Raw genomic sequence first — 12964 nt, 5'->3', positions numbered from 1 at the left:
TTCTTTAGATAACGGCTTTTTTGGGTATGACCATCAGTTTATTGGGCTGACCTTTCAAAACACTTCCCTCATTGATTTCCACGAACTTATCCATAATCAGGTTCTCAAGAACGGAATGTTTGCCGATCACGCATTTGGACATGATGATGCAGTTCCGCACCTCACAGCCTTCTTCGATCACTACCCCCCGGGAAAGGATGGTATTTTCCACTTTCCCTTCGAGAGTGCAGCCGCTGGAAATCAGGGAGTTTTTGACCTGAGCCTGCTTGCCGTATTTGGTCGGCGGGTTATCTCTGATCTTGGTCCGGATCGGCCGGGTATTAATAAAGAGATCCCGGCGGACTTCTTCCTGCAATAAAGCCATGTTATTAAGGAAATAGTCCTGCACGGAACGAATCCGTCCCACATACCCGCCGCAAAAATAGCCCTGTACATTAATGATGTCCAGATGATGGGCGATGACTTCGCTCAATTCAATGGTACCGATGCTGCCATAACCCCTGAGCATCTGCAGCAGAAGCTCCCGCCGGATAATCAGGATATCGATAAAGTAGTTCCAGGGGCTCTGCAAGCCTGCCACTTCTTTGCTTTTCGACATGGCCGTCACCTTTTTATGGGCATTCATCCTTAAGTAAATCCGCTCGCTCCCCTCCGGGGGATGAACCGATTGATTATAAACCAAAGTAATATCCGCTTGCGCCTGTTCATGCTCCTCTAAAACAGGCCGGAAATCCAGGTTGAATACTTGGTCGGAGCTGCTGATGATGATATTCTTCGCACAATCTTTCTCCAGAAAATCAATATTGACGGCAATATCCTGCAAGCTAAAATGAACGGTATGGTTCAGACTATGAATAACTCCGGGGAGGAAAAACAAACCTCCCGATTTGCGGTCCAAAGACCAGTCCCTGCCGGCCCCCAAATGATCCAGCATAGGCCGGTACTGCTGAGGTGTGATTAAACCTACTGTGTGGATGCCGGAATTGACCATACTGGAGAGAGCAAAGTCCAAAAGCCGGTAGCGCCCTCCAAAAGGAACTGTTCCTATGGGCCGGTTGGGGTCCAGCCCTTGTAACGCACTTGAATTCAGATTGCCAAAAATCATGCCGATGGCATTAGTCATTATTCCCCCTCCCTTCAAGCGGTGTCTTTCCTCACATTTTCCCCTTCGCTAATGACGGTGCCCTCCGGGATGTGCAAATGGTCGCCAATCACGGTGATGCCTTCCTGGGGCGGATTCCCTTCCCTTTTATCACCGATCCGGCAATGAGCCCGGACAATGGCATTCTCTCCGAGGATGGTCTTGTGCAGGCGGACATCCTCATGGATTTCTGAATTGGGCAGTAAGATGGACTGTTCAATAAGGCTCCCTTCCCCCACATAGACTCCTGAGGCAATGACGGAGTCACGGACCTCTCCCAGGATCGTGCACCCATTGCCAATGAGACTATTGTGGATCTTCGCCCGCTCACCAAGGTGTTGAGGAGCGAGAATCTCTTCATTGGAGAAAACCCGCTGCTTCAACTCGAAAAACTTATCCACCCTTTCTTCCTGCAGAACTTCCATATTGGCATTGTAATAGCTTTCAATCGTCCCCACATCCCGCCAATAGCCATGAAAAAGATAAGAGTAAAGCCGTCTCCCCTGCTGCAAAAGCCGGGGAAGAACATTCTTGCCGAAGTCATGATCCGATTGAGGGTCCCTCTCGTCTTCCAGCAGAGCTTCCTTAAGCACATCCCAATTAAAGATATAGACGCCCATGGAAGCTAAATTACTTTCCGGACGGGGGGGCTTTTCCTCAAACCGGATAATCCGGCCCCCGGCATCCGTCACCATAACTCCGAAACGGGAAGCCTCTTCCCAAGGCACAGCAATGGCGGAGAGAGTGACTTCCGCATGCTTTTGCTTGTGGTAGGACAGCATCTCATAATAATCCATTTGGTAGATGTGATCACCGGAGAGGATCAGGATGTACTCCGGGTTGTAAAAATTGATAAAATCCATATTCTGATAGATGGCGTTGGCAGTTCCTTTGTACCAGCTTCCCTGAGCTTCACCGACAAAGGGGGGAAGGATATGGATTCCTCCATTTAAGCAATTTAGATCCCAAGCGGAACCCATATTGATGTAGGTATTCAAGGCAAAGGGCTTATACTGAGTCAAAACCCCCACTGTGTCAATATTGGAATTGCTGCAATTGCTGAGGCTAAAATCGATAATCCGGTATTTGCCGGCAAAAGATACGGCAGGTTTAGGAATATTACGAGTCAGGCAGCCCAGCCTGCTTCCCTGCCCTCCCGCCAGCAGCATGGCGATGCATTCTTTCTTTCTCATGATTCCACCTCCTTTTTCCTCACTCCATTCTGCTTCCTTAGTCCATTCTGCGGCAGCGCACCCGCCAAACCTGATGGGCATATTCCCTGATGGTTCGGTCTGTGGAGAAGACTCCCGACTCCGCAATATTGTGCAAAGAGGACCGGAGCCATTGCTCCTGCGCTGCATAACGATCCGCCGCTTCCCCGAAGGTCTTCATATAAGCTGCAAAATCTTTGAGTACATAGAATTCATCGTTGTAGAGGAGCAGGGAATCATAGACGGTGCGGAATTCCCAATCATTTTCCATAAACTGCTTGGAAATCAGTTGTTCCAGAATATTCTCCAGGCGTGGATTGGCATGGTATTCATCCCAGGAGCGATAGGTTCTGTTCAGATTATGGGCAAGGATTTCCTCGGCCGTCAGTCCGAAGATAAAGATATGGTCCTCGCCCACCGCCTCCCTGATCTCCACATTAGCTCCGTCCAAAGTGCCGATGGTCAGGGCCCCGTTCATCATAAACTTCATATTGCCGGTGCCGGAGGCTTCTTTGCCCGCTGTGGAGATTTGCTCACTGAGATCTGCCGCAGGGTAGATTCTCTCTGCTGAAGACACATTAAAGTTCTCCATGAAAACCACTTTCAGCTGCTCTTTGATCCTCGGCTCCTGATTGATTTTGTCAGCTATAACATGAATCAGTTTGATGATGCTTTTGGCATAATGGTAGCCGGGAGCCGCTTTGCCGCCGAAGATAAAGGTATACGTCCCTTGAACCGACCCAGGATCCGCCAGCAGGCGGTTATAGAGATCCATGACTTTCAGAACATTGAGAAGCTGCCGTTTATAAGCATGAATCCGTTTCACATGAACATCATAGAGAGAATGGGGATCAATCTGGATTCCCTGCCCCTTGGCAATGATCTCCGCCAATCTCAATTTGTTTTGGTACTTCACCTGAGCCAGCCGGTCAAGAAAGGCGCTGTCTTCTTTGAACCGGTGCAGCTCTGCCAATTCGCCGGCATTGGTCTTCCATCCCGGACCGATCCCCTCGGTAATCAGCTCGGAAAGCAAGGGATTGGCCGTTAAGAGAAAACGCCGGTGGTTCACGCCATTGGTTAAATTCGTGAATTTATACCCGAAGATCCGGTGAAAATCCTTGAAGACATGCTTTTTGAGAATCTCTGTATGCAGCTTAGCCACCCCATTTACGGAATGGCTGCCAATCATGGCCAGATTGGCCATATAGATCTGTCCCTCTTTGATGATGGGGGTGCTCCTGAACAGTTCCTCGCTGTTAAAGAACCGTCTTAAAAGCTTCTCCTTGAAACGCCGGTCAATCTCTTCAATAATCATGGTGATTCTGGGCAGGAGATTCCTGAATAAGTCCAAAGGCCATTTTTCCAAGGCTTCCGGCATAATGGTGTGATTGGTGTAGGAAATGGCATCCACGGTGATATTCCAGCTTTCCTCCCAATCCATTCCTTCTTCATCGATGAGAATCCGCATTAACTCAGGAATACAAAGGGCCGGGTGGGTATCATTGATATGGATGGACACCCCCTGGGAGAAGCCTCTGAGCGAACCATGGTTTTTCTTATAGTTGCGCACAATCGTTGCCAGTCCCGCCGCCACAAAGAAATACTCCTGCTTCAGGCGCAGCTCTCTTCCGGCCAGATTGCTGTCCTCTGGATACAATATATACGAGATGGCCTCCACTTCTGATTTATTGCTCAGAGCCTGCGTAAAGTTGCCTTGATTGAATAAGGCCAGGTCCAATTCGGAAGATAAAGGTTCGGCGCTCCATAATCTTAGATTATTGACCAGAAAAGGATTTTCATAGCTGACGATGGGAATATCATAGGGAACGGCCAGCACCGGCTCATAATTCTCATGATGGAATACCAGCCGGTCATTAATGTTTTCTACCCGCACTTTCCCTTTGTACTTAATCACCACGGATTTATCCGGTTTGCGCACTTCCCAGGGGTAACCGTTCTTCAGCCAATGGTCGGCCACCTCGGTTTGATAGCCATTGACGATTTTCTGTTCGAAGAGCCCATACTTATAGCGGATGCCATTGCCATGGCCGGCTATGCCCAGAAAGGCCATCGAATCCAGGAAGCAGGCCGCTAAACGCCCCAGCCCCCCATTTCCCAACCCCGCATCGCATTCCTGAGCCAAAAGCTCCTGGAGGTCAATATTCAGCTCCTCCAAACCTTCCGCAACGATATCCTGAATGCCGATGTTAATAAGATAATTATGCAGCAATTTGCCAATTAGAAACTCCATGGAAAAATAATAGACTTGCTTGGCGGGACGGTTTTTGGGATCGGCATAGTTGATAAAGGCGCGGCTAAGGCTGATCTCTTCCCTGAGCAGCACCACTAAGGTATGGTATTTATCCCAGAGAGTTCCTTCCTCAATGGATTTCCCCTTGATTTCGGCGAATTTCTCCAGATAGGCATCTTTAAAACCATTTTTGTCTGAGAACATCCTGTTTTTCTCTCCTTCAAAACCGAAGTACTGCAATATTTATTCCCCATTCCAATAATTATGCAAGTTCGGGCTTTAATATCATGGCACCCAGAGCAGGAACCCGAATTTCCAGGGAAAATTCCCGGCCATGCCACGGTACTCCCTCTACTTTTAAAAGCCCGGGATTGGTCATACCCCATCCACCGAAGTCTGTCGAGTCGGTGTTCAGTATTTCCCGGTAACCCTTGGCCATTTCCACGCCGATTCGATACCTTTCATGGTTATAAGGCTGAAAATTGATCAGAACCACCAGCCTGTCCTGAAAGGACTTTCCCTTGCGGCAAAAGACTATCACTCCCTGTTCATGGTTATGGACATCGATCCATTCAAATCCGGTCCAGTCCCCATCGATTTCCCATAAGGCCTTTTCCCGCAAATACAGCCCATTGAGCTGTTGAACAAAGCCATGGTATTTTCTATGCATCTCATAATCCATAAGAAACCAGTCCAGCTCCCGATCTTCCCGCCACTCGATGAACTGAGGGATCTCTCCCCCCATAAAGAGCAGCTTTTTGCCGGGACTGGTCATGAAATAGGTGGTTAGTCCCCTTAAACCTGCAAACTTCTGTCCGTAATCTCCCGGCATTTTATCCAGTAAGGACTTTTTGCCATGGACCACCTCATCATGGGACAAGGGGAGAATGTAGCTCTCGGCATAGGCATACATCATGGGAAAGGTTAAGAGCTGATGAAAGGATCTGCGTTCATTGAAGTCCAGGCCAATATAACGGAGGGTATCATTCATCCAGCCCATATTCCATTTAAACGTGAACCCCAGTCCTTCCTGATCAAGAGGCCCGGTCACCCCCTGCCAATCCGTAGCTTCTTCGGCTATGAGCAAGGCGTCGGGATAAAGGCCATGAAGGGTTGCATTGAGCTGTTTTATAAAGCCGACGGCCTCCAGATTTTCCCGGCCGCCATATCTGTTGGGCTGCCAGGCTCCTTTTGCTTTCCCGTAATCCAGATAGAGCATGCTGCTCACTCCATCCACCCGCAAGCCATCCACATGAAAGACGTCCAGCCAAAAGACTGCATTGGAGATCAGGAAGCTCCGGACTTCCGAACGGGAATAATCGAATTTATAAGTACCCCATTGCTCATGAACTTCTCTCTCATAGAGGGAACTTCCATCAAATTTGCCCAGACCGTGGGCATCCATGCAAAAATGGCCCGGGACCCAATCCAGGATCACGCCGATTCCCGCCTGATGGCATTGGTCGATCAGGTACATCAGATCGTGGGGGGTGCCATACCGGCTGGTGCAGGCATAGAATCCCGTGATCTGATAACCCCAGGAGCCGTCATAAGGATGCTCCATCAGCGGCAGGATCTCTATATGAGTATAGCCCATGGATTTTACATAGGGGATCAACACGGTCACCAGTTGAGCATAATTAAGGAACCGTCCGTCTTCTGTTCTTCGCCATGAGCCTAAATGGATTTCGTAGACGGACAAGGGCCGCCCCTGGGGATTCCTGGTTTTGCGCTGAGCCAGCCAAGCCCGATCCCCCCATGCATAATCCTCCAGGGAATAGATCACCGAAGCTGTATGGGGCCGCACTTCGGAAAAAAAGGCGTAGGGGTCCGCTTTCAACACCGACTCCCCTGAAGAAGTGAGGATTTCATATTTGTAGATCTCCCCTGTGGGCAGGCCGGGAATAAAGAGTGTCCAAATTCCGTGTTCCTCCCATTTTTGCAGAGAATGGTTCACTCCGCACCAGCCGTTAAAATCTCCTACTACAGAGACTTGCCTGGCCTGAGGAGCCCATACGGCAAAATACGTTCCCCACCGCCCCTTATGCTCTAGGAAATGAGCACCGAGTTTGCGGTAACTATAATAAAACTCACCACAATTAAAGAGAACCATCTCTTCTTGGGTGAGCAAAGGGCTGTCCTTCTGTATTTTTGACTGCATCTTGATGTCTTGAACCTGCAATGCGTTATCCTCTCCTACCCAAGCCATAATACAACTCCTTTGTTATTGAAATTAAACATAGCGTTTAATTCTACGATGGATCACCTTCCTTTAGAACCGCCAACTTTTCCCGGGAGGTTTACCTGCAACTTCTGGAGTATTGTGAGCATTAGAACATAACCAAAATTTTTATATTGACATCTTGCTTATATTTATGATATCATACTATTTTTTTACATTCAATAAGTTTTATGTTATAATCAATTCAGGAAATTCTTTGGGGGGTGACTCAATGTTTCAAGTGGGTGATAAGGTACTCTATCCCATGTATGGAGCAGGAATAATCGATTCCATTGAAGAAAAAGAGGTCTTAGGTGTTAAAGGGCAGTATTACCTCCTGAACATTCCTCATGTCAATATGGAAATTATGATTCCAGTAGGCAAAGCTGAGGATTTAGGGATACGCCAAGTGGTCAACAGCGAGGTCGTCGATGATGTACTGCGCTTTTTCTTTGAGGGAGATACGGACCCCGTCATGTTTGAAAGCAATAACCGCTTTTACCGTGATATCAATAAGAAAAAAATGAAGAGCGGCGATATCTATCAGGAGAGCGAGATTATTCGCGACTTAACGAGAAAGAGCAATCTCCACAAACTGGGAATGGAAGATAATAACATGCTGCACACTGCCTTGCAGCTTGTCACCAGTGAAATCGTCCAGGTGAAAGGCATCGAAATGGAAAAAGCCGTGGAAATGCTCCAGAGCGTTATCAATCAGGCTAAAGAGGAAAAGGAAAAGCAGGAAGCATTGGGCTGAAACTTTTGTTAAATATGCTGTACATGAAGAAAGAGCACCGCCGGACTACGGCGATGCTCTTTTTTTAAGGTGAATCAAGGGGAATCAAGGGGACAGGTCCCGTTTTTCATGCCGATTGCCTAATTCGTAATCGATTCCGAATTTGCAGCAAGGGGCTTTATCTCATATCCGCGTCCCTCAAGCATCCGAGGGCAGCGTACTGGCTGCCACAGTGGAACCTTTCATGGCCAGATACGCTTGTAAAGGGAGGGTTTGCGGCGCAGTATGATTGCGGATCTCCTTAAGGGCGCGCACCACCGCTTGGGCAGTATCCATGGAGGTGAGGCAAGGTACCCGGTGCTCCGCAGCCAAACGACGCAATAAGTACCCGGTCCGCTCTTCAGAATCTCCTTTGCTGGGGGTGCTGAGAACAAAGGAGAATTCCTGCCGGCGGACGGCTTCCTTAAGTTCGGTGCTGGCTTCTCTTACCTCTTCTAAAGGAACTCCGCAAAAGAGCAGCGCTTTAGCTGTATTCCCGGTAGCCTTTACCCCAAAGCCCAGCCGGGAAAGTTCCCGGGTCATAGCGATGGCTTCCGGGCGGTCTTTTTCCGCTACAGCCACCAAAATATCTCCCTTCTCCGGCAGAGGAACATGGGACGCCGCAAAGGCTTTGGCCAAAGCATGGCCAAAATTCACATCCATACCCAGAACTTCTCCTGTAGATTTCATCTCCGGACCTAAAGAGGTCTCGACTTGGGTAAGCTTTTCAAAGGAGAAGACCGGAGCCTTAACGACGACAAAGGGAATCTCCGGGGCCAGGCCATGAGCATACCCCAGGTCCGCCAGTTTCTCACCCATGGCCACCCGCACCGCCAAAGCAACCAGGGGAATTCCTGTAACTTTGGAAAGAATGGGTACGGTCCGGCTGGCCCGGGGATTCACTTCAATCACATAGACTTTACCGTTGACCACCACAAACTGAATATTGAGCAGACCACGAACCTCCATGCCCTTAGCTATGCGGCAGGTATAATCCTGAATCTGCTGGATTTCTGCAGGAGTGAGGCTTTGGGTGGGATAGACAGCCAGGCTGTCTCCGGAATGAACTCCGGCCCGCTCAATATGCTCCATGATCCCCGGAATGACCGTGATCTCACCATCAGCAACGGCATCCACCTCGACTTCTTTACCCTCCAGATAGCGATCCACCAGAATGGGATGCTCCGGGGATAAGGTTATGGCCTGGGTAAGATAGCTTTCCAGTTCGGCGAAATTTTCCACCACCTGCATGGCTCTGCCGCCAATAACATAGGAAGGCCGGACCAACACCGGAAAGCCCAGTTCTTCGGCAATAGCCCTGGCCTGACTGACTGAGGTCGCTGCGCAGCCTTCCGACTGAGGAATTCCCAGTTCAAGAAGCAGCTGGGCAAAGCGTTCCCGATCTTCGGCCTTATCGATGGCATCGACTTGACTGCCCAGAATCCTTACCCCGGCTTTTTGCAGCGGACTCGCCAGGTTAATGGCCGTTTGGCCTCCAAATTGGACCAAAACACCGTCAGCTTTTTCCTTCTCAATAATATGGAGGACATCTTCTAAGGTTAAGGGTTCAAAATAAAGCTTATCTCCCGTATCGAAATCCGTAGAAACCGTCTCCGGATTATTGTTGATCATGATGGACTCAATTCCCAGCTCTTGTAAGGCCCAAAGGGCATGAACGGAGCAATAGTCAAATTCTATCCCTTGTCCGATCCGAATCGGTCCCGAGCCCAGAACAATGACTTTAGGACCGGAATGAACTGCCACTTCATCCTCTTCTTCATAAGTAGAATAGTAATAGGGTGTAGAGGAATAAAATTCGGCAGCACAGGTATCCACTGTTTTGTAGACAGGCTTCAGGTCATAGCGGCACCGTTCCTGCCGGATCTCTTCCTGGGTTACGCCTCTTAAGCGGCCGATGGCCTGGTCGGAAAACCCTTGGCTTTTGGCTGACCGCAGCAGCTCCAGGGTAAGGGGCTCACTCCCCAGGCGGCGTTCCAAAAGCACCAGCTCTTTCAGCTTGTTGAGGAAAAAGGGATCGATCTTAGTCAGCATCTGGACTTCGAGAATGGTCCAATCCCGGCGGAAAGCTTCGGCAATGGCAAAGAAGCGTTCATGATCCGCCTGGGCCAGCTTATGTTCGATCTCCATCTCCGTCCAACGCCCTGAGTCGGCAATTCTTAAGCCCATCGCTCCGATTTCCAGAGAACGGACAGCCTTCAGCAAAGCTCCCTCCAGGGTCCTGTCTATGGCCATAACTTCGCCTGTGGCTTTCATTTGCGTCCCCAGGCGATTATCCGCCGCCGGAAATTTATCAAAGGGCCAACGGGGGAATTTGACCACCACATAATCCAGAGCCGGCTCAAAGCAGGCGCTGGTGTGACCGGTAACCGGGTTGCGCAGTTCCGGCAGGGTGAAGCCCACGGCTAAAAGAGCGGCCATCTTGGCGATAGGATAGCCGGTAGCTTTGGACGCCAAGGCACTGGAGCGGCTGACCCGTGGGTTTACCTCAATAACCACATACTCCCTGCTCTCCGGGTCCAGGGCAAACTGAACATTACAGCCTCCATTCACACCCAGGGCCCGGATAATTTTCAGGGAAGAGGAGCGCAGCATTTGATACTCGCCATCGGTCAAGGTTTGTGAGGGAGCTACAACGATACTATCCCCCGTATGGATTCCTACCGGATCGATATTTTCCATATTGCAGACGGCAATGCAGTTATCCATGGCATCCCGCATTACTTCGTACTCAATTTCTTTCCAGCCCGCCACACTGCGCTCTAAGAGGCACTGATGAATGGGGCTGGCTTGCAGTCCCCGGTGAAGCACCTCGAGAAGCTCCTTTTCATTTTTGGCAAAGCCCCCTCCTGTACCCCCTAAGGTGTAAGCCGGACGGATGATCACCGGATATCCCCGGCGGGCGGTAAAGGCCAGACCTTCTTCCAGACTGGTGACGATGGCACTTTCGGCAAGGGGTTCACCGATTTCCAGCATGGTTTCCTTGAAAGCTTCCCGGTCTTCTGCCTTATAGATGGTTTCCGCGTTACACCCGATCAGGGCAACTCCGTAACGCTCCAGAATTCCTTCTTCCTGGAGCTTCATCGCCAAATTCAATCCCGTCTGCCCGCCTAAGGTGGGGAGGAGAGCATCAGGCCGTTCCTGAGCCAGGATTCCTTCCAGGTTCTTGGGCAGAAGGGGTTCCAGATAGATGCGATCTGCCATCTGTTCATCGGTCATGATGGTGGCCGGATTGCTGTTCACCAGAATAACTTCGATGCCAACTTCCCGCAAAGCCTTGCAGGCCTGAGTGCCGGCATAGTCGAATTCTGCCGCCTGACCGATGACGATGGGACCTGAGCCAATGACGAGTACTTTTTTCCAGGCTGGATTAAGTGGCATGATGTATCCTCCATTCTGTCATCAGGGTGGTAAATTCTTTAAAGAGGTAGAGTGAGTCGTTGGGGCCTGGCCCGGCTTCCGGGTGATACTGCACGGAAAATACGGGAAGCTCCTTGTGCTGGACACCTTCTACGGTCTGGTCATTCAGGTTGAGATGGGTGACCTCCAAAGGGGTATCGGCCAAACTCTCTGCCGCCACGGCATAGCCATGGTTTTGGGAAGTGATATGGACTTTTTGGGTGCGTAAATCCTGAACAGGCTGATTCCCTCCCCGGTGCCCGTATTTCAGTTTATAGGTGTCCCCGCCTAAAGCTAAGGTCAGGAGCTGATGCCCCAGGCAAATACCAAAGACAGGGAGCTTATTCACCAATCCATCGATGGTCTTAATGCCAACGGCCACATCCTTAGGGTCCCCGGGACCGTTGGAGAGAAACACCCCATCCGGTTTCAGCTCAAGAATCTCCTGGGCTGAAGCAGAGTAAGGCACCACGGTCAGGGCATAGCCTTCTTCCTGCATGGCTCTGAGAATACTGCCTTTAATGCCAAAGTCTATCACCACCACCTGAAAAGGTTTCTGCGGGTCTGTTTTGCCCAGTGGCGGCAACGTATAGGTCTCTCTGGTGCTCACCTGAGCCACTGCGTCCTGAGGAATTTTCCAATTCTTCAACTCCAGAGCTTTTTGGTCCAGTTCCCCAAGCTCGGTGGTAATCATTCCCCGCAACACGCCATGCTCCCGGATAATGCGGGTTAAGGCCCGGGTATCAATACCCTTGATTCCGACAACCCCTGCCTGAGCCAAGGCTCTGGAGATATTCTTTTCCAGCTGCCAATGATTGGGATTGCGCGCCGCTTCCTTCACGATAAATCCCTGGACCTGGATCTGGGAGGACTGATGATCCAAGGCATTGATGCCGTAGTTGCCGATCAGCGGATAGGTCATGCATACCATCTGTCCCTTATAGGAAGGATCAGTGAGGACTTCCTGATAGCCGGTCATTCCTGTATTGAAAACCACCTCTCCCCGAATTTCACCACCGGCGCCAAAGGACTCTCCCATGAATATTTTTCCGTTTTCTAATACTAATGCAGCCTGCAATCTAACCCCTCCTCAGATAATTCCTGCGCTCCCCCTTGGCTTCTCAATGTTTTACCTAATAATTATACTTTTCAACGTATAATTATTCAATGGCTTTAAAGAAATTTCCCTTGGGTCCTGATTGGATAGGATAGACTTGGCTGCAACACAAAAGCCTAATCCCTGCTGAACAGGAATCAGGCCTTTGTCACGGTTCTTTTTTTCTTTAGCCGGAGTGCAACGAAACCTCACACTCTTAAACTACTTCTTTGCTAAAACTGTACACCTTTATAGGCCGGGTCTGCGATTCTAATCCTTAATCCACTGATTTTACTTCCTCCAGAAAGTTGAATCTCCGCATTACCCTTTGTATAGATGTCATGGCTGAACTCTTTGAATCCGCGCTTTTTCAAGCAGGTTACAGCCGAATCCCAATTGTCGCCTGCTTTAATTCCCAAGATGCTATGTGAGGTATTCTCCGTATCAATCAATGCTACTCTGTTCTTGAATAATCCAAGGGATGATGTCATCACAAAAATCCCGCTATCGCTGAATCTCCAGCCATTCCCTCCCATTCCATAGACAAACTCCGCTTTTTCATCCATGGTATTGAGCAATTCCTCTTCCGTCATAAAAAGTTTGACTGCGGAAACGGAAATACTCTCATTATAATAAAGAGCCTCTGAGACAGGATAGAATTTATACAGAGCCAGGCTGAAAGCAATCACCAACACACTTAGAAAAAGCATAAAAGCTTTGCTTCTTTTCACCATTTCCCCCCTGAATCTCTAATGGTGATTGCTGTTGTTCTTTTCTCTTTCCAGGATGTCTATAACCCTATCCAGCTTCTCAAGGATATCCTGATCCTTTTTTCTTTTCCTTAAAACGAAT

Annotated in this window: 8 protein-coding genes; 1 reads left to right on the top strand and 7 read right to left on the bottom strand. The window is 49.5% G+C overall.

Annotated elements, in window-relative coordinates:
• Positions 1-4 precede the first annotated feature (4 nt).
• The 4 genes from glgD to glgB are packed head-to-tail and all read right to left on the bottom strand — an operon-like array spanning position 5 to position 6812.
• The gene (gene glgD, locus DESLBE_RS00675; protein WP_015944465.1) at positions 5-1123 is read right to left on the bottom strand and encodes a glucose-1-phosphate adenylyltransferase subunit GlgD; all 1119 of its coding nucleotides are present in this window, start codon (positions 1121-1123) and stop codon (positions 5-7) included.
• A gap of 14 nt (positions 1124-1137) precedes the next feature.
• Positions 1138-2334 carry a glucose-1-phosphate adenylyltransferase gene (locus DESLBE_RS00670; protein WP_018306154.1) on the bottom strand — a complete coding sequence of 399 codons (1197 nt, stop codon included), beginning with the start codon at positions 2332-2334 and terminating at the stop codon, positions 1138-1140.
• A 37-nt stretch (positions 2335-2371) separates the two neighbouring features.
• Positions 2372-4807, bottom strand: coding sequence for a glycogen/starch/alpha-glucan phosphorylase (locus tag DESLBE_RS00665; RefSeq protein ID WP_144674826.1), 2436 nt, complete (start codon positions 4805-4807; stop codon positions 2372-2374).
• A 58-nt stretch (positions 4808-4865) separates the two neighbouring features.
• Positions 4866-6812, bottom strand: a complete 1947-nt coding sequence (glgB, locus tag DESLBE_RS00660; RefSeq protein ID WP_144674825.1) for a 1,4-alpha-glucan branching protein GlgB — start codon at positions 6810-6812, stop codon at positions 4866-4868.
• 244 nt (positions 6813-7056) lie between these two features.
• Between glgB and DESLBE_RS00655 the strand changes: the two genes are divergently transcribed.
• A complete protein-coding gene (locus tag DESLBE_RS00655; RefSeq protein ID WP_011460015.1) occupies positions 7057-7581 on the top strand; it encodes a CarD family transcriptional regulator in 525 nt (174 codons plus the stop codon).
• Positions 7582-7758: 177 nt separating this feature from the next.
• Here the strand turns inward: DESLBE_RS00655 and carB are convergent, their stop codons facing one another.
• The 3 genes from carB to DESLBE_RS00640 form a co-directional block, all read right to left on the bottom strand.
• Entirely contained in the window at positions 7759-10998 is a 3240-nt protein-coding gene (gene carB, locus DESLBE_RS00650; protein ID WP_144674824.1) for a carbamoyl-phosphate synthase large subunit, read from the bottom strand.
• Positions 10988-12094, bottom strand: coding sequence for a glutamine-hydrolyzing carbamoyl-phosphate synthase small subunit (gene carA, locus DESLBE_RS00645; RefSeq protein ID WP_144674823.1), 1107 nt, complete (start codon positions 12092-12094; stop codon positions 10988-10990). The genes carB and carA overlap by 11 nt, the downstream gene beginning before the upstream one ends.
• Before the next feature lie 251 nt (positions 12095-12345).
• Positions 12346-12846 (bottom strand): hypothetical protein, encoded by a 501-nt coding sequence (locus DESLBE_RS00640; protein WP_144674822.1) that lies wholly within the window; start codon positions 12844-12846, stop codon positions 12346-12348.
• Positions 12847-12964 lie beyond the last annotated feature (118 nt).

The organism is Desulfitobacterium sp. LBE (genome assembly GCF_007830365.1).
GTDB lineage: Bacteria > Bacillota > Desulfitobacteriia > Desulfitobacteriales > Desulfitobacteriaceae > Desulfitobacterium > Desulfitobacterium hafniense.
Note: the sequence above shows the minus strand (reverse complement) of the source record. Positions and strands in the feature narration are given on the sequence as shown.